General features: G+C 71.2%; 12 protein-coding genes. 8 read left to right on the top strand and 4 right to left on the bottom strand.

What is annotated here, in order from left to right:
- Window positions 1–117 precede the first annotated feature (117 nt).
- The 4 genes from GTZ93_RS01275 to GTZ93_RS01260 all read left to right on the top strand — a co-directional run bounded on the left by GTZ93_RS01275 (window position 118) and on the right by GTZ93_RS01260 (window position 5,618).
- Window positions 118–2,715, top strand: a complete 2,598-nt coding sequence (locus tag GTZ93_RS01275) for a PAS domain-containing protein (protein WP_139917461.1) — start codon at window positions 118–120, stop codon at window positions 2,713–2,715.
- Window positions 2,716–2,785: 70 nt separating this feature from the next.
- Window positions 2,786–3,652: an OmpA/MotB family protein gene (locus GTZ93_RS01270; protein WP_161662611.1), complete on the top strand. Its 867-nt coding sequence runs from the start codon at window positions 2,786–2,788 to the stop codon at window positions 3,650–3,652.
- Between the two features lie 86 nt (window positions 3,653–3,738).
- The gene (locus tag GTZ93_RS01265; protein WP_139917457.1) at window positions 3,739–4,623 is read left to right on the top strand and encodes a hypothetical protein; all 885 of its coding nucleotides are present in this window, start codon (window positions 3,739–3,741) and stop codon (window positions 4,621–4,623) included.
- A gap of 161 nt (window positions 4,624–4,784) precedes the next feature.
- Complete coding sequence (locus GTZ93_RS01260; RefSeq protein ID WP_139917456.1) at window positions 4,785–5,618, top strand: hypothetical protein; 834 nt, start codon at window positions 4,785–4,787, stop codon at window positions 5,616–5,618.
- Between the two features lie 74 nt (window positions 5,619–5,692).
- Here GTZ93_RS01260 and GTZ93_RS01255 read toward each other — a convergent pair whose 3' ends face one another.
- The 3 genes from GTZ93_RS01255 to GTZ93_RS01245 form a co-directional block, all read right to left on the bottom strand.
- Window positions 5,693–6,382 carry a nucleotidyltransferase family protein gene (locus GTZ93_RS01255; RefSeq protein ID WP_139917454.1) on the bottom strand — a complete coding sequence of 230 codons (690 nt, stop codon included), beginning with the start codon at window positions 6,380–6,382 and terminating at the stop codon, window positions 5,693–5,695.
- A 228-nt stretch (window positions 6,383–6,610) separates the two neighbouring features.
- A complete protein-coding gene (locus GTZ93_RS01250; RefSeq protein ID WP_120579902.1) occupies window positions 6,611–6,919 on the bottom strand; it encodes a CBS domain-containing protein in 309 nt (102 codons plus the stop codon).
- Between the two features lie 131 nt (window positions 6,920–7,050).
- On the bottom strand, window positions 7,051–7,587 hold the full coding sequence (locus tag GTZ93_RS01245) for a hypothetical protein (protein ID WP_167547785.1): 537 nt from the start codon (window positions 7,585–7,587) through the stop codon (window positions 7,051–7,053).
- Window positions 7,588–7,787: 200 nt separating this feature from the next.
- On the opposite strand from GTZ93_RS01245, the gene GTZ93_RS01240 reads away from it, so the two are divergent.
- From GTZ93_RS01240 to GTZ93_RS01230, 3 genes are all read left to right on the top strand, one after another.
- The gene (locus GTZ93_RS01240) at window positions 7,788–10,745 is read left to right on the top strand and encodes a hypothetical protein (RefSeq protein WP_139917452.1); all 2,958 of its coding nucleotides are present in this window, start codon (window positions 7,788–7,790) and stop codon (window positions 10,743–10,745) included.
- Window positions 10,746–10,776: 31 nt separating this feature from the next.
- The gene (locus tag GTZ93_RS01235; protein ID WP_139917450.1) at window positions 10,777–11,967 is read left to right on the top strand and encodes an OmpP1/FadL family transporter; all 1,191 of its coding nucleotides are present in this window, start codon (window positions 10,777–10,779) and stop codon (window positions 11,965–11,967) included.
- A gap of 86 nt (window positions 11,968–12,053) precedes the next feature.
- Window positions 12,054–13,343: a YecA family protein gene (locus GTZ93_RS01230; RefSeq protein WP_139917448.1), complete on the top strand. Its 1,290-nt coding sequence runs from the start codon at window positions 12,054–12,056 to the stop codon at window positions 13,341–13,343.
- 4 nt (window positions 13,344–13,347) lie between these two features.
- On the opposite strand, the gene GTZ93_RS01225 is transcribed toward GTZ93_RS01230, so the two are convergent.
- Entirely contained in the window at window positions 13,348–14,517 is a 1,170-nt protein-coding gene (locus tag GTZ93_RS01225) for a cyclic nucleotide-binding domain-containing protein (RefSeq protein ID WP_139917446.1), read from the bottom strand.
- Window positions 14,518–14,856: 339 nt separating this feature from the next.
- Between GTZ93_RS01225 and GTZ93_RS01220 the strand changes: the two genes are divergently transcribed.
- Window positions 14,857–17,088: a Kelch repeat-containing protein gene (locus GTZ93_RS01220; protein ID WP_139917444.1), complete on the top strand. Its 2,232-nt coding sequence runs from the start codon at window positions 14,857–14,859 to the stop codon at window positions 17,086–17,088.
- The last annotated feature ends 171 nt before the right edge of the window (window positions 17,089–17,259 follow it).

The raw sequence follows: 17,259 nt of genomic DNA, 5'->3' as shown, positions 1-17,259 counted from the left end.
TCCGGGTGGAGGCCGGTGCCAACTCCCGGAAAGCCGGATGGAACCCGGGTCGGGTGGTCCCGGCCCCCCGCCACCCCCACCGTAGAGCCTCCCGCGGGGGAGGGGGGCTCCGCGCCCATGTCCGAGCCGACTGGCACCTTTCTGGCGGAGTCCACACCCGTGCCGCAGGAGTGGCTGCGCACGGTGTTGCATCTGCTGCCGGTGGGGGTGGTCATCGTGGACACGGCGGGACGCCTGCTCGCGGCCAACGCCGCCGCGAGCGCGCTGTGGGGCCAGGCTGCGCTGGCGCGGATGCAGCTGGAGCACTTCGGCACCTTCGAGGCGTACTGGCCCGGCACGGGCAAGCGCCTGCGCGGCGAGGAGTGGGCCGTGGCGCGCACGCTGCGCACCCGGCAGACCGTCTCCAACGAGGAGGTGGACATCGTCGGGAAGGACGGCGCGCGCCGCACCATCCTCAACTCGTCGGCGCCGCTGTACTCGGCGGAGAGCGGATTGGTGGGCGCGGTGAACATCAACGTGGACATCACCGAGCGCAAGGCCACCGAGCGCGCGGAGTTCTTCGTCAGCGAGGCGAGCCGGCTGCTCGCCGAGTCCCTGGACTGGGAGACCACGCTGAAGGCCGTGGCGCGGCTGGCCACGCTGGAGTGGGCGGACTTCTGCATGGTGGACGTGCTGGGGCCGGACGGCGCGCTGCACCGGCTCGCGGTCAGCGCGAGGGACCCGAGGAAGCAGTCGCTGCTGGACCAGACCCTGCTCTTCCCGCCACTGGCCGGCTCGGACTCGCCGCTCGCCCGGGTGTTCGCGCGCGGCAAGCCCGTGCTCATCGCGGACATCACGCCCCCGTGGCTGGACGCGGTGTCCCTCTCGCCCGAGCACCGCCAGCTGCTGGAGGCGCTGGCGCCGCGCTCGTCCATGCTGCTGCCCCTGGCGGTGGGACGGCGCCGCTTCGGCATCATCAACCTGGTCTCCGCGTCGCCCGCGCGCCTCTACACGAAGCGCGACCTGGGGTACGCCACGGAGTTCGCGCGCCGCGCCGCCCTGGCGGTGGAGAGCGCCCGGCTGTACCGCGAGGCCCGCGAGGCCCTGCGTGAACGGGACGCCTCCGCGGCCATGCTGGAGTCCTTCTTCGCCGCGTCGCCGGTGGGCATGGGCTTCGTGAACCAGGACCTGCGCTACGTGCGGCTCAACAAGGTCATCGCGGAGAACAACGGCATCTCCCTGGAGAAGCACCTGGGCCTCACCCCCCGCGAGCTGATGGGCCCGGCGGGCGCCCCCATCGAGGACCTGCTGCGCCAGGTGCTGGAGTCGGAGGTGGCCGTGGTGGACGACCCGGTCGAGTACGTCGCGGGTCCGGAGCCGCGCACCTTCCTGGCCACGTACTTTCCCGTGCGCTCCGGCAGGGAGCTGCTGGGCGTGGGCGGCGTGGTGCGCGAAATCACCGACCAGCGCCGCATGGAGACCCACCTGCGCTTCCTCACGGAAGCCACCACGCGGCTGGCCACGTCCCTGGACTGGCGCACCACCGTGCGCAACGTGGCGGAGCTGGTGGTGGCGCAGCTGGCGGACTACTGCCTGGTGGACATGCTGGGCGAGGACGGCCAGCACCTGGAGCGCGTGGAGCGCCGCGCCCTCGACGAACGGCTCCAGGCCCAGCTGGAGAAGTCCATGCCCTACGCGCCCCAACCCGGCGCCCAGTCCGTCCTGCGCAGGGTGCTGGAGACAGGGCGCTCGGAGCTGGTGGCGGAGGTGGACGAAACCGCCATGCGCGCCTTCGCCGTCAACGACACGCACCGGGAGATTCTGGAGGGGCTGAGCCCGCGTTCGGTGATGGTCGTCCCGCTGATGGCGCGCGGGCGCACGCTGGGCATCGTGAGCGCGGCGACGTGCTCGCCCACGCGGCGCTTCGGCCCGCGGGATTTGTCGCAACTGGAGGACCTGGCCTGGCGCGCGGCGCTGGCCGTGGACAACGCGCGGCTGTACCGGCAGGCGGAGCAGGCCGTGGCCGCGCGCGACGAGTTCGTGGCGGTGGCGACGCACGAGCTGCGCACGCCCCTGTCCGCGCTGCACCTGCAGCTGTCGTCGCTGCAGCGCACGGTGGACAAGCTGCCGTCGGACGAATCCGAGCGGCTGGGCCAGGGGCTGCAAGGGGCGCTCCGGCAGGCGGACCGGCTGACGCGGCTGGTGACCCACCTGTTCGACGTGGCGCGGCTGGGCACGGGGCAGATGGCGCTGGAGCTGGGCGCGGTGGAGCTGTCCTCGCTGGTGCACGCGCTGGTGGCGCGGATGGAGGAGGCGCTGGCCACCGCGGGCTGCGTGGCGGTGGTGCACGCGGACGCGCCGGTGGTGGCGCTGGCGGACCGGCCTCGCGTGGAGCAGGTGCTGATGAACCTGCTCACCAACGCGATGAAGTACGCGCCGGGCCTGCCGGTGGAGCTGTACGTGGAGCGCGACGGGGAGCAGGCCATCATCGCCGTGCGCGACTGGGGCCCCGGCATCCCTTCGGACGCGCGCGAGCGCATCTTCGAGCGCTTCACGCGCAACAGCGGCGAGCACGCACGCGCGAGCCTGGGCCTGGGCCTCTACATCTCCCGGCAGCTCGCCCGCGCGCACGGCGGCGACCTGTTCGTGGAGCCGCCGCCGGAGGGCGGACCCGGCTCGCGCTTCGTGCTGCACCTGCCCCGGTGGAAGAAACCGTCCGGGGCGGCCCCCAGCTGAAGCAGGCGGGCGCATGTCGCACGGCGCCACCTTGCCGCCCACACCCGGGGGGACATTACCCTTCAGGGCCATGGACGACGCGCGGAAGACAGCAGCGCTCGGACGCTGGCGGTGGCTGCCCTGGGGGCTGCTGGCCGTCGCGGTGGTGGTGGCCTCCACGGGCGCGTGGCTGGGCTCGCGCTCGCTCCACGCGCTGGAGGCCCGGAGCGCGCAGCTGGAGCACGAAGCCACCGAGTCCGAAACCCACGTCGCACAGCTGCAGACGCTGCGGCAGGCCATGGAGCAGCGGCTGCGCGCGCTGGAGCGTCAGCAGCAGGCGCAGGAGTGGGGCGGCGCCGCGGCGGAGCTCCAGGCGAAGAGCGCGGAGGCGCAGCACACGAAGCGCGAGGCGGCGCTCGAATCGCTGGGCAGGACGCTGAAGGACCCGCTCCAGGCGGGCGACGTGGCCGTGGCGCTGGAGGACGACGCGCTGCGCGTGGAGGTGTCCGAGCGGCTCCTCTTCGCTCCCGCCACGACGTCGCTCACGCCGGAGGGCGCCGCCGTGTTGAAGCAGGCCGCGGCGGTGTTCCGGGGCCCGCTCGCCGACCACCGCGTCGCCGTGGAGGCCCACACCGACGAGGTGCTCCCCACCGCGGCCGGTGCTCCCGCCACCACCGCGTGGGAGCTGTCCGCCGCGCGGGCCGTGGTGGTGGTGCGGCAACTGGGCGAGCGCGAGGGACTGGCTCCGGAGCGCCTGAGCGCCACGGGCCACGCCGCGTACCGGCCGCTGGTGCCCAATGACAGCCCGCCCCACCGCGCCAGCAACCGGCGCGTCACGCTGCGGGTGTTCCCCACGCCGGTGACACCGGAGAGCGCGGCCGTGGCGCGCACGGAGCCGCCGCCGCGGCCCATGAAGCGCCTGGCGAAGGCCAAGCCGAAGAAGACGGCGCAGCGCTGACGCACGGGACGCGGAGTGAATAGAACGCCTGGCTGCCCGTCCAGGGGTGCAGAGGGTTTCGCCTCGCCCCTGCCTCGGAGCCTCCCGTGTCCGCCTTCCGCCCCGCCCTGTGCGCCACCTTCGCCGCCGGCCTCCTCCTGGCCGCGGCTCCCGCGGAGGCCCGCTTCGGCAAGAAGTCCTCGGACAGCTCCGAGAACAAGAAGGAGGACAAGAAGCGCGACTCCAAGCGCGACACCCAGCGCGACAACAGGGGCTCCCAGTTCCACGCCGCCACGCCCATCCGCTCCAACTCGCGGTACGAAACCCACTCCTACCGCTCGGCCCCGCGCGACCGGCCCTCGTACTCCGCTCACATCTACGGCAACGCCATCGTGGCGGCCGCGGAGGTGCTGAGCGTCGTCGCGGAGACCTCCAACCCGCGGCCCGTGGTCGTCCAGCAGCAGCGCAACGCCCAGCCGCTCAGCCTGCGCGCGGGACTCAACGGGGGCATCATGGGCGGCGGCGTCGCCGGGGACGCGTTCCTGGGCATCGAGGGCGAGGCGCTGGGCATCGCCGTGCAGGGCACGCAGCTGGTGCTGCCCACCGACGACGGCACGCGCGGCACGGACGACATCCGCCTGGCGATCCTGCACATCACCTATGCGCCCGTGTCCACCGACCGCGTGCGCTGGCGCCTGGAGGGCGGCCTCTCCACCGCCCACGCGCCGGACGTCCTCTTCGTGGGCCCCAGCCTCGCCACCTCCCTGGAGGTCTGCGTGGCGGGCCCGCTGGACCTGGAGGCGCGCGTGCAGGGCACGGCCGGCACCTACCGGCAGCTGGACGCGAGCGCAGGCATCGCGCTGCACCTGGGCGCCCTCAACGTGCGCGGCGGCGTGCGCGGCCTCGTCCTGGACGACGCGGGCCGGGTGGACGGCATCCAGCACATCGACAGCTTCGTGGGCCCCTACGCCGGCGCCGGTCTGGCCTTCTGAAGCACCCGCGTGTCCGGGGGTGCACATGCCCCCTTCCGGACACCACCCCCCATCCCCGGGGCCCTGGTTTCACCGGGGGTGATGAGGGTTGAATATTCCGGGCGAGCAGGCGTCCACATGCCGCGGCCCATCCCGTGGGCCCATGAAGAGGAGAGGTTGCCGTGGGCTTCTGGAAGACGCTGTGTGCCGCGCTCGCTGTCGCTGTCCTGCTGGGGTCCGCGCCCGCCGAGGCCCGCTTTGGCAAGCGCTCCAAGCCGAACACCTCCGACTCGAAGGACTCCGACGACAAGGACGACAAGCAGGAGCACCGCGCCACGCCCGTGGGCCGCGCCTCGGACGCGCCGGTGCGCTCCAGCGTGCGCTCCTCCGGCGTCGGCATCGGCTGGTTCGACGTCCTCTTCCTCTCCGGCCCGGCCAGCTACCACCGCCGCGCGCGCGCGGAGGCCCCCCGCGGCGCCCGCGCGCCCCGGCCCGCGCCGCTCGTGCACCTGAACGTGCAGGGCAACAGCTTCGGCGACGTGGGCGGCGCGCTGGACCTCTTCATGGCCCTGGACGGCCAGCGCTGGGGCATGGACGCGCGCGTGAGCGGCATCGCGCTGGAGTCGGATGACGGCTCGGCGGACACGGACCGGCTGACGCTGCTGGACGCGCACCTGACCCTCTCCCCCTGGTCCACCGAGCGCGGCCGCTTCCGCATGGAGGCCGGCATCGCCAGCGCGCACGCCCCGGACGCCATCTTCGTGGGCCCCAGCCTCGCCGCGTCGCTGGAGGCGTGCATCGGCCCGTCGCCCTTCGACGTGGAGGCGCGCATCCAGGTGGTGCCCTTCCCGCACCGCCAGGTGGACATGCAGGCCGGACTGGCGCTGCACCTGGGCGCCCTCAACCTGCGCGGCGGCTGGCGCACCCTGTACCTCAGCGACGGCGGCCACCTGGACGGCGTGGTGCACGCGGACCGCTTCACCGGTCCCTACCTGGGCCTGGGCCTGTCGTTCTGAAGGCCGGAAGGCTGAAGTAAAAACTCCCGGGGTTGCCGCGCACCGTGCGGCCCCCGGGAGTCTTCGCGTCGGGGCTACTCCTCCGACGACGCCGCGTAGGACGCCGGGGTGGTGTCCGTCCCGGCGCCGTTGGACGTGCCCGCGCGCTTCATGCGCCGCTTGGGCGGCGGGGCCAGCTTGACCTCCGTGCTGAAGACGCGCCCGTAGATTTCAGGCGTGTTGATGTTCACGATGACGCCGGGGTCCTTCACGTTCAGGCGGCGCGGATTGAGCGTCTTGAGCGCCGCCTCCAGGTCCTCGCCCTCCGCTTCAATGAGCTTGCGCGCCGCGCTCTTCGACAGCACCACCGGCCAGCCCGTGGCGTTGTCGTACTCCGGCCGGAGCACCATGACGGCGTCGGTGCCGCCGCGCTCCATGTCCTTGAGCATGGACTTCACGGTGGTGACGCGCAGGGCCGGCATGTCCACCGGATGCACCAGCACCACGTCCGCGTCCTCGGCCATGGCCGCCTCCAACCCGGCCTTCACCGACGCCAGCAGGCTCTTCTCCCAGTCCCTGCTCGTCACCAGCTCCAGGCTCGGGTGCTGCTCGCGCACCGCTTCCTCGTCGCTGCCCACCACGCCCAGCACCCCGCACCCCGCCTTTCCGAAGGTGGACGCCAGCGACTGGAGGAAGCTCTTGCCCCCTTCATGCTCGATGAGCGCCTTGGGGTGGGACATCCGCCGGGCCTTGCCCGCCGCCAGGATGATCGCCACTGCCTTCATGACCCGCCTCCTCGCCCTCGACGGAAAGCCGGGGGCACCGCCAACAGGCTGTTGACCTCCTTCCGGGATTGCAGCCCGCCCGCCAGTACGAGTCGTCAGACAGCCGCCAGTCACACGAGGAGGTGTTGGCTGCCAGCCCTTTGGGCAAGGGCAGGTGTCCACCAGCGGTCAGGCGGGTGGGCCAGAGGGCTTCCCCTCCCCCGCGCCGGATGGGCGTCACCCGGCCCTTCAGTGCAGCCAGCCGCTGGAGGCCGCCAGCCTCAGCGGGGCGGCCGTCTCCACGGTCGTTTCTTCCGGCGCCGCCAGCGCCTTCACGGTCAGAATTTCAGCCAGCCGGGCCAGCGGACGGCGACGGGCCACGCGGTGCAGTTCGTCCTCCGTCACCTCGCCCAGCAGATCGCCCCCACGCCCCTCCACCACTGGCAGCAGGTGCACGCCGTGGCGGTACATCTGCTGGAGCGCGCCCAGGACGGTGTCCTCCGGGAACAGGGTGATGGCGTGGGAGACGAGGTTCTGGAACTCAGGGCTGCGGCACATCGACACGTGAGGCCTCCGGTGCTCGGCGTTCGGGCGCCGTGTGCCGGAAGGCCTTAGCAATCCGCTTGCCGACGTCCGCGCAGGGGGTCCGGAGCTTCTCCAGAGCCCCTGGACGGATCCGCCTGCCCGCCCTACTTCTTCGGCGCGGGCTTCACCGACTCCACCATCTTGCGGAAGCCCTTGTCCGCGCCGTTCACCGTCTTCTCCGGCCCGGTGAGCTTGTAGAAGATGGCGCCCTCCGGCCCCTCCACGATGGCGCCGCGCAGCTTGAAGTTCGGCTTGGGCGCGGAAGGCCCCATCATGGGACCGCCGCCCGCGTACGTGCCCTTCACCTCCACCGTGGTGACGGGCAGCCCGTTCACCTTCTCCTGCTTCGTCTTCGCGTCCTTGTCCTCCAGCGGCTTGCCGTCGGGCTTCTGGAACTGCGCCACCCAGCGCTTCACGTTCGCGTCCACCGCGCCGCCCTGCCCCTGCCCGAAGTAGAAGACAGCCAGTTCCGCGTCTTCCGCGTCTCCCTTCACGGCGGGCACCTTGTACGTCGCCGCGCGCATCGGCCGGGGAGGCTGGGCGGCCCACTCCGTCGGCGCGCTCCACGTCAGCCCACCGGCCTCCTCCGCGCTCGCGCCCATCGCCACGGTCATCGCCAACACAGTCAGCAGTCGTTTCATGGACGGCAGCGTATCCGCCTTCCCTGGCGCGTCACGCCCTCGTGCCGCGCACGCCGCGTGAGACGTCCACCCGCGTGCACGCGTGGGAACCCCATAGCTGACTCGGCGCGTCAATCCCTCTCACTTTGTGACCGGGGGAGGGCGTGCTACTCACTGACTTGTTTCCAGCAGTTCACCTTGGGCTGGAGGGGATTCCCACCATGAAGAAACAGTTGTTCCTCGGGGCCATGGCCCTAGGAGCTGTCGCCTGCACGCCGGAGATTGCGCAGGAGGCTCCGAATCTGAACGTCGGCCTGGCGGAGTTCGACCCCTCGGCGTCTCCCGCCGTGGTTCCCTCCCCCAACGACCTGGCCATCAACCAGCAGACGAAGAAGGTTCAGGCGCCGATCAACCCGGCGGCGTCCGCGGCGGAGCAGGAGTTCACGCGCGACTACCTGAACTCGCTCAACGGCTTCCCCACGTCCGCCATCGCGAACACCAAGATCAAGGACCTGGATCCGCGCTCGGTGAGCCCGAAGACGGTCATCTTCATCGACATGTACGCGGGCACGCCGCTGGCGACGAAGCCGGTGACGCCGACGCTCGCGTACAACGAGGACACGGACCTCCTCAACATCATCCCCCCGGTGGACATCAACACGGGCCTGCCGGCGTGGCCGAAGGGCTCGCGCTACGCGGTGGCGCTGGTCGGCGGTGAGAACGGCCTGAAGACGAACTCGGGCAACCCCATCATCGGGTCGGCCACGTGGGCCTTCATCAACTCCGACAAGTCGCTGGTCACCTGCGAGGACCTGACCTCGCCGGACTGCGGCCCGGCCACGGAGCTCATCCCCTCCGCGGAGACGGACCCGGCCAAGCGCCTGGCGGACCAGACCGCCAAGTCGCTGCAGCTGGAGCAGCTGCGCCTGGGCTACAAGCAGGTCTTCGACAAGGCCCTTGCGCCGCAGGGGTTCAAGCGTGAGGACATCGTCCTCATCTGGACCTTCAGCATCGTCAACCAGCCGGACGCCACCATCAACCTGGCGGCCACCGACCGCGTCCCCACCATCATCCCCTTCCCCAACGACCTGCTGCGCGTGCCGGCCACGGCCACCGCGGCGGCGCACCTGAACTTCCCCGTCCCGACGACGCCGGGCCTGCAGCAGGACCTGTTCACGGGCCTGAACACGCTGGACGGCTTCTCCACCACGGGCGCCATCGTCACGGAGAACGGCGACGCGCAGGGAGTGCTGGACGGCACCATGTTCCGCGTGGCCTCGGACGGCCCGGCCCCCCGCGTGGACTCGTCGTCGCTGGCCGCGGGCGTGAAGTTCTTCAAGCTGTCCAACCTGGACAAGGGCACCAAGCCGGACGTGGTGCCCTGCCTGGTGGAGAAGAGCGGTGACTGCGGCACCAGCGTGGGCGCGGCGGGCATCGTCGAGGTCCCGCAGCAGCTGCAGATCGTCCCGAAGGCGCCGCTGGATGGCGCCACCCAGTACGGCGCGGTGCTGACCACGGACCTGAAGGACACCAAGGGCCGCAACGTCGCCCCGGCCACGGCGTTCGCGCTGATGCGCCTGGCGAACCCGGTGTTCGCCAACGGCAAGAGCACCATCTCCTCCGTGCCGGACTCGCTGGCGCAGGCGCTGGAGCCGGTGCGCGCGGCCCACAAGCCGTTCTTCGACGCGCTGGCGGCCGCCGGCCTGCCGCGCTCCAAGGTCGCCCTGGGCTGGTCGTTCACCACCCAGAGCACCACGTCCGTCCTGCAGCAGCTGTACACGCTGCCCGGCGGCGTGTACGGGACGCCCGCGGCGCCCACCTCCGTGTTCCCCATCACGTCGCAGGTGAAGGCGGCGATGGCCGGCACGCAGCCGGCGGCGCTGCCCAGCGACAACATCGGCGCGGTCTACGAGGTGCGGGCGAACACGCCGTGGCTGCTCACGGGCCCCTTCGGCACGCTGAACCCCGCCGCGCCGCGCCCCACGCGCTACCCGTTCATGCTGTTCGTGCCGACCGGCACTGCGCCTGCCGGCGGCTGGCCGGTGATGGTGTTCGGCCACGGACTGACCAGCAACCGCACCGCGGTGCTTGGCGTGGCCAACAAGATGACCGGCGCGGGCTACGCGGTGGCGGCGATGGATGCCGTCTACCACGGTGAGCGCACCAGCTGCGTGGGCTCCGCCACGGTGCTGGGCACCACGGGCTCGGTGGGTGACTCTGGCGCGTGCGCCAACCCCGCGACCCAGCGCTGCGAGGACAACGCCGCCAGCCCGTCCTACGGCCGCTGCGTGGCGCGCACGGACGCGGCCCGCGCGGACTGCAGCGCCGCGGCGCTCCCGGCGGGCGTGCCGGCCGACGTGTTCTGCTCCAACGTCGTCTCCCCGTCGCAGGGCCAGTGCATGGCGGACAACAAGTGCGAGGGCGGCGACTTCCTGCGCAGCGCGCAGGGCGTCCCGGTCATCTCCGGCTGGAACTTCCTGAACCTGGGCAACCTGTTCACCACGCGCGACAACTTCCGCCACCACGTGGTGGACTTCAGCCAGTTCGTGCGCGTGCTGGGCAGCCAGCAGCTGTCCGACGCCGTGGGCGGCCTGAACGCGGCCCAGGTGGACTACGTGGGCCAGAGCCTCGGCGGCATCATGGGCACCATGTCCACCGCGGTGTCCCCGCGCGTGCGCCGCTCGGTGCTCAACGTGGCCGGTGGCAACCTGGCCGGCGTGCTCCTGACGGCGCCCGCCTTCAATGATCAGCGCACCGCGTTCCTGGGCTCGCTCGCCGCCGCGGGCGTGAACCCGGGCTCCCCGACGTTCGACACGTTCATCAGCCTGGCGAACACCATCCTGGACCCGGCGGATGCGCGCAACTACGCGTACCTGCTGGACAACAACGCGGCGGCCGGCACGGACGTCAACGTGCACCGCACGTTCATCCAGTACATCGAGGGTGACGAGGTCATCCCGAACGCGAACAGCATGGCGCTCATCAACGCGGCCAACCGCACGGACGCGCCGCGCACGGTGGCCACGTACATGTTCCCGGCGTCCAACCCGCTTGTCGGCCCCATCCCGCCGTCCGCACGCCACTCGTTCCTCAACCACCCCGGCATCCCCGAGGCGCTGCGCCACGCGGCCCAGGACCAGATCATCGGCTTCCTGTCCACGGGCACCGTGGCGCAGTAACGCGAACCACTGAGAGAGGAATCAAACACTCATGAAAAAGACACTCTCCCTCGTGGCAATCCTGGCGGCCGGTACGAGCCAGGCCGCGGGATTCCAGGTCGACACCCACAGCGCTCGCGCCACCGGCGTGGGCGGCGCGGCCACGGCATGGCTGGAGGACTCGTCCTCCATCTATTACAACGTGGCGAACATGGTCGGCGTGAAGACGCTGGACATCACGCTGGGCGACACGGGCATCCTCCCCAGCATCACGTTCCAGCGGCCGGGCATGGAGGCGGAAGGGCAGCGCACCACGCTGTCGCCCCCCCCGCACCTGTTCGTCGTCTACAAGCCGTTCGAGAAGGCGGCGTTCGGCGTGGGCGTGTTCACGCCGTACGGCGCGCGCAGCCGCTGGGAGGAGGGCTTCAGCGGCCGCTTCCGCGGCTACGAGTCCTCGCTGGCGACGTACTACATCAACCCGTCGTTCGCGTATGAGCTGCACCCGCGCTTCCGCTTCGGCGCGGGTCTGGACATCGCCCGGGCCACCATCGAGCTGACGCGCGGCCTGGACTTCGTGAACAGCGAGGGCTCCATCCACCTGGGTGGCGCGGACTGGGGCTCCGGCTTCAACATCGGCGTGCAGGCCAAGCTGCTGGACAACCTGGACATGGGCCTGCACTACCGCAGCTCCATCGACATCGCGTTCCAGGGCCAGGCGGACTTCCAGAACATCCCGGTGGAGTTCCAGAGCCGGCTGACGGACCAGAAGGCGCACGCGGACGTCGTCCTGCCGTCCACCGTGACGGCGGGCCTGGCGTACCGGCCGCTGAACAACCTGCTGCTGGCGTTCGACGCGAGCTGGGTGGACTGGTCCTCGTTCTCGGAGCTGGCCATCCGCTTCGAGAACCCGTCCATCGACAACCCGCTGCCCAAGCGCTGGCGTGCGAAGTGGAAGTACTCGCTGGGCGGTGAGTACGCCGTGAACGAGGCGCTGCAGGTGCGCCTGGGCTTCACGTACGACCCGTCCCCCAGCCCCAACAGCACGCTGACGCCGGACCTCCCGGACGCCAACCGCTTCAAGGTGTCCGCGGGCGTGGGCTACCAGTTCAAGCCGTTCCGCGCGGACCTGGGCTACCAGTTCGTCGCGCTGGCGGACAAGGAGAGCACGGCCCCGGGCATGCCGGGCACGTACTCCGGCAACGCGCACGTGCTGGGCCTGACGCTGGGCTTCAACCTGCAGTAACCGGCTGAACCGTTTCCTGAAGTAGCGGGCGCCCGGCTCCTTCCGTTCATGGAAGGGCCGGGCGCTTTCGCTTACGGTGCCGGGCCGTGAGCCCTTCCAAGCCCGGCCGCAACGACCCGTGCCCCTGTGGCAGCGGGAAGAAGTACAAGGCCTGTCACGCCGCCGAGGACCGCGCGAAAGCCGCGCCGCCTCCCACCGCCCCCGCCCATCCGCTGAAGCAGGACCTGGAGGGCGCCATGGCGCTCCTGGGCGACGCGGACGTGTCCCGTCTGTCGCAGGCGCTGGAGCACCTGGGCGTGCTGCTCCAGGCCGCGGGGCCCCAGCCGGGGCTGAGATACGACGACAAGGCCTTCAGCGACCACGTGGGCCAGGCGCTGGCGAAGCTTGCCGCGCAGGAGGGCCTGGACGCGATGGAGGCGCGCAACAGCCTGCGCGTGGGCGTGGTGCGGGAGCTGGGCACGCGCGGCTTCCAGGAGAAGCTGGGCGCGGGGCTGCTCGCGCAGGTGGCGAAGAGTGGACGCACGCCGGAGGAGCGGCGCGCGCTGTGCGTGGGCGCGCTGCTGGCCACGGCGGCGAAGAAGACGGGCAAGGTGCGGCCGGAGGACAACCCCGTGCTGGACGTCGTCTTCGACGTGCAGTTCCGCGAGTGGAGCCAGAAGCACGCGGAGGTGGTGCGCAAGTACGAGTCCCTGATCGCGGGCATGGAGCAGGAGGACCTCACGCCCGAGGCCTCGGAGGCGCTGCGCAAGGCGGAGGCGGGCGAGCTGGACGCGCTGGTGAAGCACGTGCAGGCGGACCCCGCACTGGTGGAGCGCATCTCGCGCGAGGCGAAGGAGCGCGCGCAGCGGGTGGAGGCCAGGCTGCGCGACCCCGCCACGCCGTCCGTCTTCTCCCCGGAAGAGGAGCTGTGGCTCACCGTCGCGCTGTGGGAACCGCTGCGCGCGATGAAGTCCCAGCCCAAGGACCCGGAAGGAAGGCGGCAGGTCATCGCCGCGCTCTTGCGCGCGGTGAAGGTCGCGGTGGACGCGGACTTCCTGGAAGGGATGCTGGAGCGCATGCGCGACGGAGCGAAGGACCCGGCGGCGGACGAGCCCACGCGCGAGTGGCTCACCGACGCGGCCATCGCCTTCGAGGCGGAGCCCGCGCGGCTGGTGCTGGCGGCGCTGCTCACCGCGCGGCAGGAGGCGAAGGGACGGAGCGCGGAGGAGATGGTGGCGCTCGCGGACCTGAAGGCCCTGCCCGCGTGGACGCCGGAGCAGCTGGAGCCCTACCGGCAGCTCATGGAGAAGGAAGGCCGCGCGGCCGGCGCCGAGCGGATCCGCCGCGCGCAGGACTGGCTGCGCGAGCACCCCGTGCAGCTGGACGCGGAGGCCTGAGGCGCTAGACGAAGAGCGCCTTCGCGGTCTGCTGGAGGCGCTCCGTGCCCATGCGCATGAGCTGGCCCTTGAGGCCGGGCTGGCTCACGACGTGCCGCTCGAAGGCGGCGCGCTCCAGGCGCAACACCACGCACGGCGTCTTCGTGCGCACCGTCGCGGACACGGGCTTGTCCAACAGCAGCGAGATTTCACCGAACACGTCGCCTTCGCGCAGCTCCGGCAGCAACACGATGCGGCCCGGCTGCTCCAGCGACAGCTGACACTGGCCGCGCAGCAGCAGGTAGAAGGCGTCGCCCGGCTGCCCTTGAGTCAGGAGCACCTGTCCCGCGGGCACGGCGCGCAGGTCGAACTCGCGCGACATCGCCTGCTTCAGCGCGGGCGACAGGTTGGTGAACAGGGGGCTCGTCCGCAGCAGGTTGTCCACCAGCCGGCGCTGGTAATAGGCCTGCACCGCCGCCTCCACCTCCGGGTGCGCGGCGCTGACGCGGGACAGGGAGGAGCGCTTGAACTCCAGCAGCACGGAGCGCTCAGGCACCTCCACGCTGGCCAGCCTGGGCCCCTCGGACACCAGCGCCACCTCGCCGAAGAAGTCCCCTGGCCCCAGCGTGGCCACGACCTGGCGCGCGTTGCCCTCCACCCGGCGCGTCACCTCCGCGCGGCCCTCCACCAGCGCGAACATGGAGTCGCCCGGCTGCCCCTCCTCCACCACGCGCTGGCCCGGCCAGAAGGCGCGCACCTCCAGCGCCTCCACCAGCGCCACGAAGGCGTCGCGCCCCACACCGGACAGGACGGGCACGCCCGGGTCCTTGCCGTCGGGCACCCAGGCGAAGGTGGGGGCCAGGGCGCCGGGCGGCAGGGCGAAGCGATCCGCCAGGGCACGCACCGTCTTGGGACGCGCGCCCCGCAGGCCTCGCGACAGCACCGTGGCGGCCACCGCGCGCAGGAGCCCTCCCGCGCGGGTCCAGGCAAGCGCCGCGTCGTCGTAGGCGTGGGCGGCCTCCGGCGTGCGCTCCAGCCACTCGAGCAGCTCCGCGACGCGCTGGTGCAGCTCCGGGTCGCCGGGGTCCGCGCGCAGCGCGTCCTGGTAGCCGGCCAGGGCCGCTTCCAGCTTCCCCTCGGCGGCGAGGGACGCCGCCCGGGATTTGAGGGACGCCGCAGGTAGGAGGTCCGCCATGCGGCCCCATGTAGCGCAGGCGCGGGTCGCGCGCACCCGTCCGGAAAGACCGGGAGTGAAGAACCGGAGAGTGCGAACCGACCTGGGCCTGCCAGATGCAGGGACAGGTCGGATACCGGCAGCCCAAAGGTTGAGCGCTTTCACTGTGGCGCCGATTGGCGACGCGGTCGGCGTCCGTCCGCGGTCCCGGACGTCCCGTCTCCGCCCTGGGACGTTTGCGTGAAGAGGACGCCAGGGAATCCCTGTCACAGCGCGGGATGAGGCCCCCTGGCAATCCCTTTGCAACCGACTGTGTAAACCCAGTCATTCCCTGTTCACCTGAACCCAGTCGGAGAATCCATGTCCTTGAAGTTCCCCCTGCCCTGGCTGCTCTCGGGCCTGATGCTCTTGTCCTCGGGATGCGATCCCACCGCGGCCGGAAGCACGGCTCCGCACCTCGCCGCACGCAGCGATGACATCGTCTCCGGAATGGAGACCACGGGCTCGATGATCACCCCCCGCGAGTTCCACACAGCGACCCTGCTCCTGAACGGCAAGGTGCTCGTCGCAGGTGGGTACAAGTACGTCACAGGACAGACGCCTCAATTGCTCCAGGTGTCTGAATTGTACGACCCGGCGACGGGGAACTGGACTCCATCGGGCTCAATGGCCGCGACACGTTGGCGGCACACGGCCACCCGGCTTGGCAATGGCAAGGTTCTGGTCGTGGGAGGCAACAGCGGGACCGCCGCGACCGCGGAACTCTACGATCCCACCACGGGGACGTGGACCGCCACGGCAAACCTCCCAGGGCTCCGTAGGGAGAGCCATCGAGCAGTCCTGCTGGGCAACGGCAAGGTGCTTGTCACGGGAGGCTCGACCGAGGGCCAAATCCACACGGCCTTCTCCGCGCTCTATGACCCATCGACAGGCACCTGGTCCACGACGGGCGACATGAAGGACGGCCGCAGCAATCACTCTTTGACCTTGCTGAAGAATGGCAAGATCCTTGCCGTAGGCGGCATGGGCTTCAGCACTGTCTGGCCTACCCTCCGGTCTCTCTCGACTGCGGAACTCTACGATCCAGCGACGGGGACATGGACCCTCACGGGCCTCATGGCAAGTGACCCGATCTTTCTCACTCCAGGGCGAACCGAGCACAGCGCCACGTTGCTCCCCTCGGGCAAGGTCCTGGTGGCGGGTGGCTATTCCGCCAGTGGGTTTATCGACATGAGCCCGCCGACCGTGACCGCGGAGCTCTACGACCCCGCGACGGGCACCTGGTCAAACACGGGCAGCATGGCCGAGGGCCACTCGGGCAATGTGATGGATGCCCTGCCCTCGGGGAAGGTGGTGATCGCGGGCAAGACCTGGGCGGCCAACGCAGGGACCGTGGAGCTTTACGACCCTGCGACCGGCGCCTGGAGCACGGTGGGCACCCTGGCGAATCTTCGCCTTGGGTCGACCACGACCACGCTGGCCTCGGGGCGCGTCCTCATCGCGGGAGGGCAGCGCTATGACTCGGCCACCTCGCAGACGGTCTACATCGCCCAGGCCGAGCGCGTGGTCCTCCCCTACTGGAAGCCCGCGGGCAACATGGCCACCGCGCGCTTCGGGCTCACCGGCACGCTGCTGACCAACGGCAAGGTCCTCACCACGGGCGGCTTCAACGGCACCACCGAGGTCGCCTCCGCCGACCTGCGCGACCCCACCACCGGTGCCTGGAGCGCCACCGGCGCCATGGCGATGGCCCGCCAGTTCCACGCGGCCACCCTGCTCACCAGCGGCAAGGTGCTGGTGACGGGCGGCTACGGGGACGACGCCTACCGCTCCTCCTCGGAGCTGTTCAACCCCACGACCGCCACCTGGACCACCACCGGCGGCATGAACCAGCCCCGGCTGCAGCCTGTCTCCGTGAAGCTCGCCAACGGCAAGGTGCTCGTCGCGGGCGGGGACACGGGCCTGGGCTACACCGCCTCCGCGGAGCTCTACGACCCCACCCCGGGCACCTGGACGTCGGCGGGCAGCATGGCCTCCGCGCGCATCCACACCACCCCCGCGCTGCTGCCCAACGGCAAGGTGCTCGTCGTAGGCGGCTACGACGGCAACGTGACCCTCGGCACCGCGGAGCTGTTCGACCCCGCGACCGGCGCCTGGTCCTCCGCGGGGACCCTCGCCCAGGCCCGGGAGGGCGCCAGCGCCACCGTGCTGCCCAACGGCAAGGTGCTCATCGCGGGCGGCACGGCCGAGTACCCGCTCAACACCGCGGAGCTGTACGACCCGGCCACCAACACCTGGAGCGCGGCCCCCACCCTCAACTCCTGGCGGACGGACCACGCCGCCATCAAGCTGGCGAACGGCGACGTGATGGTCGCGGGCGGATACGGCGTCAACACGGGCTACGGCGTGGACGCATACCTCGACTCGGTGGAGGTCTACGAGTCGGCGCTGGGGCGCTGGACGCGCACCACGCCCCTGGGCACCCTGCGCTACGCGGCGGAGGGCGTGCTCCTCCAGGACGGCCAGGTGCTCGTCATGGGCGGCTCGGACTTCGACGGCCCCGTCTCCACCACGGAGCTGTACGTCCCCTGAAGCCCGCGGTCTTGATGCCTCGTCCGTCCTTCTGAACTTCCCCGCCACCCCGTTGGCGGGGGAACGGCGCGGGCCCACCAGGCCCCGTCGCGATTCCCCACCACCCATCACCCAACCTTGGACCACCCCTTCCGGCCGGGGAGGGGATGGCCCCGGGTCCACCCATTTCCT

The sequence above is a fragment of the Corallococcus exiguus genome, from assembly GCF_009909105.1.
Classification (GTDB): Bacteria; Myxococcota; Myxococcia; order Myxococcales; family Myxococcaceae; genus Corallococcus; species Corallococcus exiguus.
This window is presented reverse-complemented; position numbering and strand designations above follow the sequence as displayed.

What these genes read in the sequence shown, in the direction of transcription:
- GTZ93_RS01275 (WP_139917461.1), top strand. Translation starts at nt 118, where the DNA reads ATGTCCGAGCCGACTGGCACCTTTCTGGCGGAGTCCACACCCGTGCCG.
- GTZ93_RS01270 (WP_161662611.1), top strand. Translation starts at nt 2,786, where the DNA reads ATGGACGACGCGCGGAAGACAGCAGCGCTCGGACGCTGGCGGTGGCTG.
- GTZ93_RS01255 (WP_139917454.1), bottom strand. Translation starts at nt 6,382, where the DNA reads ATGAAGGCAGTGGCGATCATCCTGGCGGCGGGCAAGGCCCGGCGGATG.
- GTZ93_RS01250 (WP_120579902.1), bottom strand. Translation starts at nt 6,919, where the DNA reads ATGTGCCGCAGCCCTGAGTTCCAGAACCTCGTCTCCCACGCCATCACC.
- GTZ93_RS01245 (WP_167547785.1), bottom strand. Translation starts at nt 7,587, where the DNA reads ATGAAACGACTGCTGACTGTGTTGGCGATGACCGTGGCGATGGGCGCG.
- GTZ93_RS01240 (WP_139917452.1), top strand. Translation starts at nt 7,788, where the DNA reads ATGAAGAAACAGTTGTTCCTCGGGGCCATGGCCCTAGGAGCTGTCGCC.
- GTZ93_RS01235 (WP_139917450.1), top strand. Translation starts at nt 10,777, where the DNA reads ATGAAAAAGACACTCTCCCTCGTGGCAATCCTGGCGGCCGGTACGAGC.
- GTZ93_RS01225 (WP_139917446.1), bottom strand. Translation starts at nt 14,517, where the DNA reads ATGGCGGACCTCCTACCTGCGGCGTCCCTCAAATCCCGGGCGGCGTCC.
- GTZ93_RS01220 (WP_139917444.1), top strand. Translation starts at nt 14,857, where the DNA reads ATGTCCTTGAAGTTCCCCCTGCCCTGGCTGCTCTCGGGCCTGATGCTC.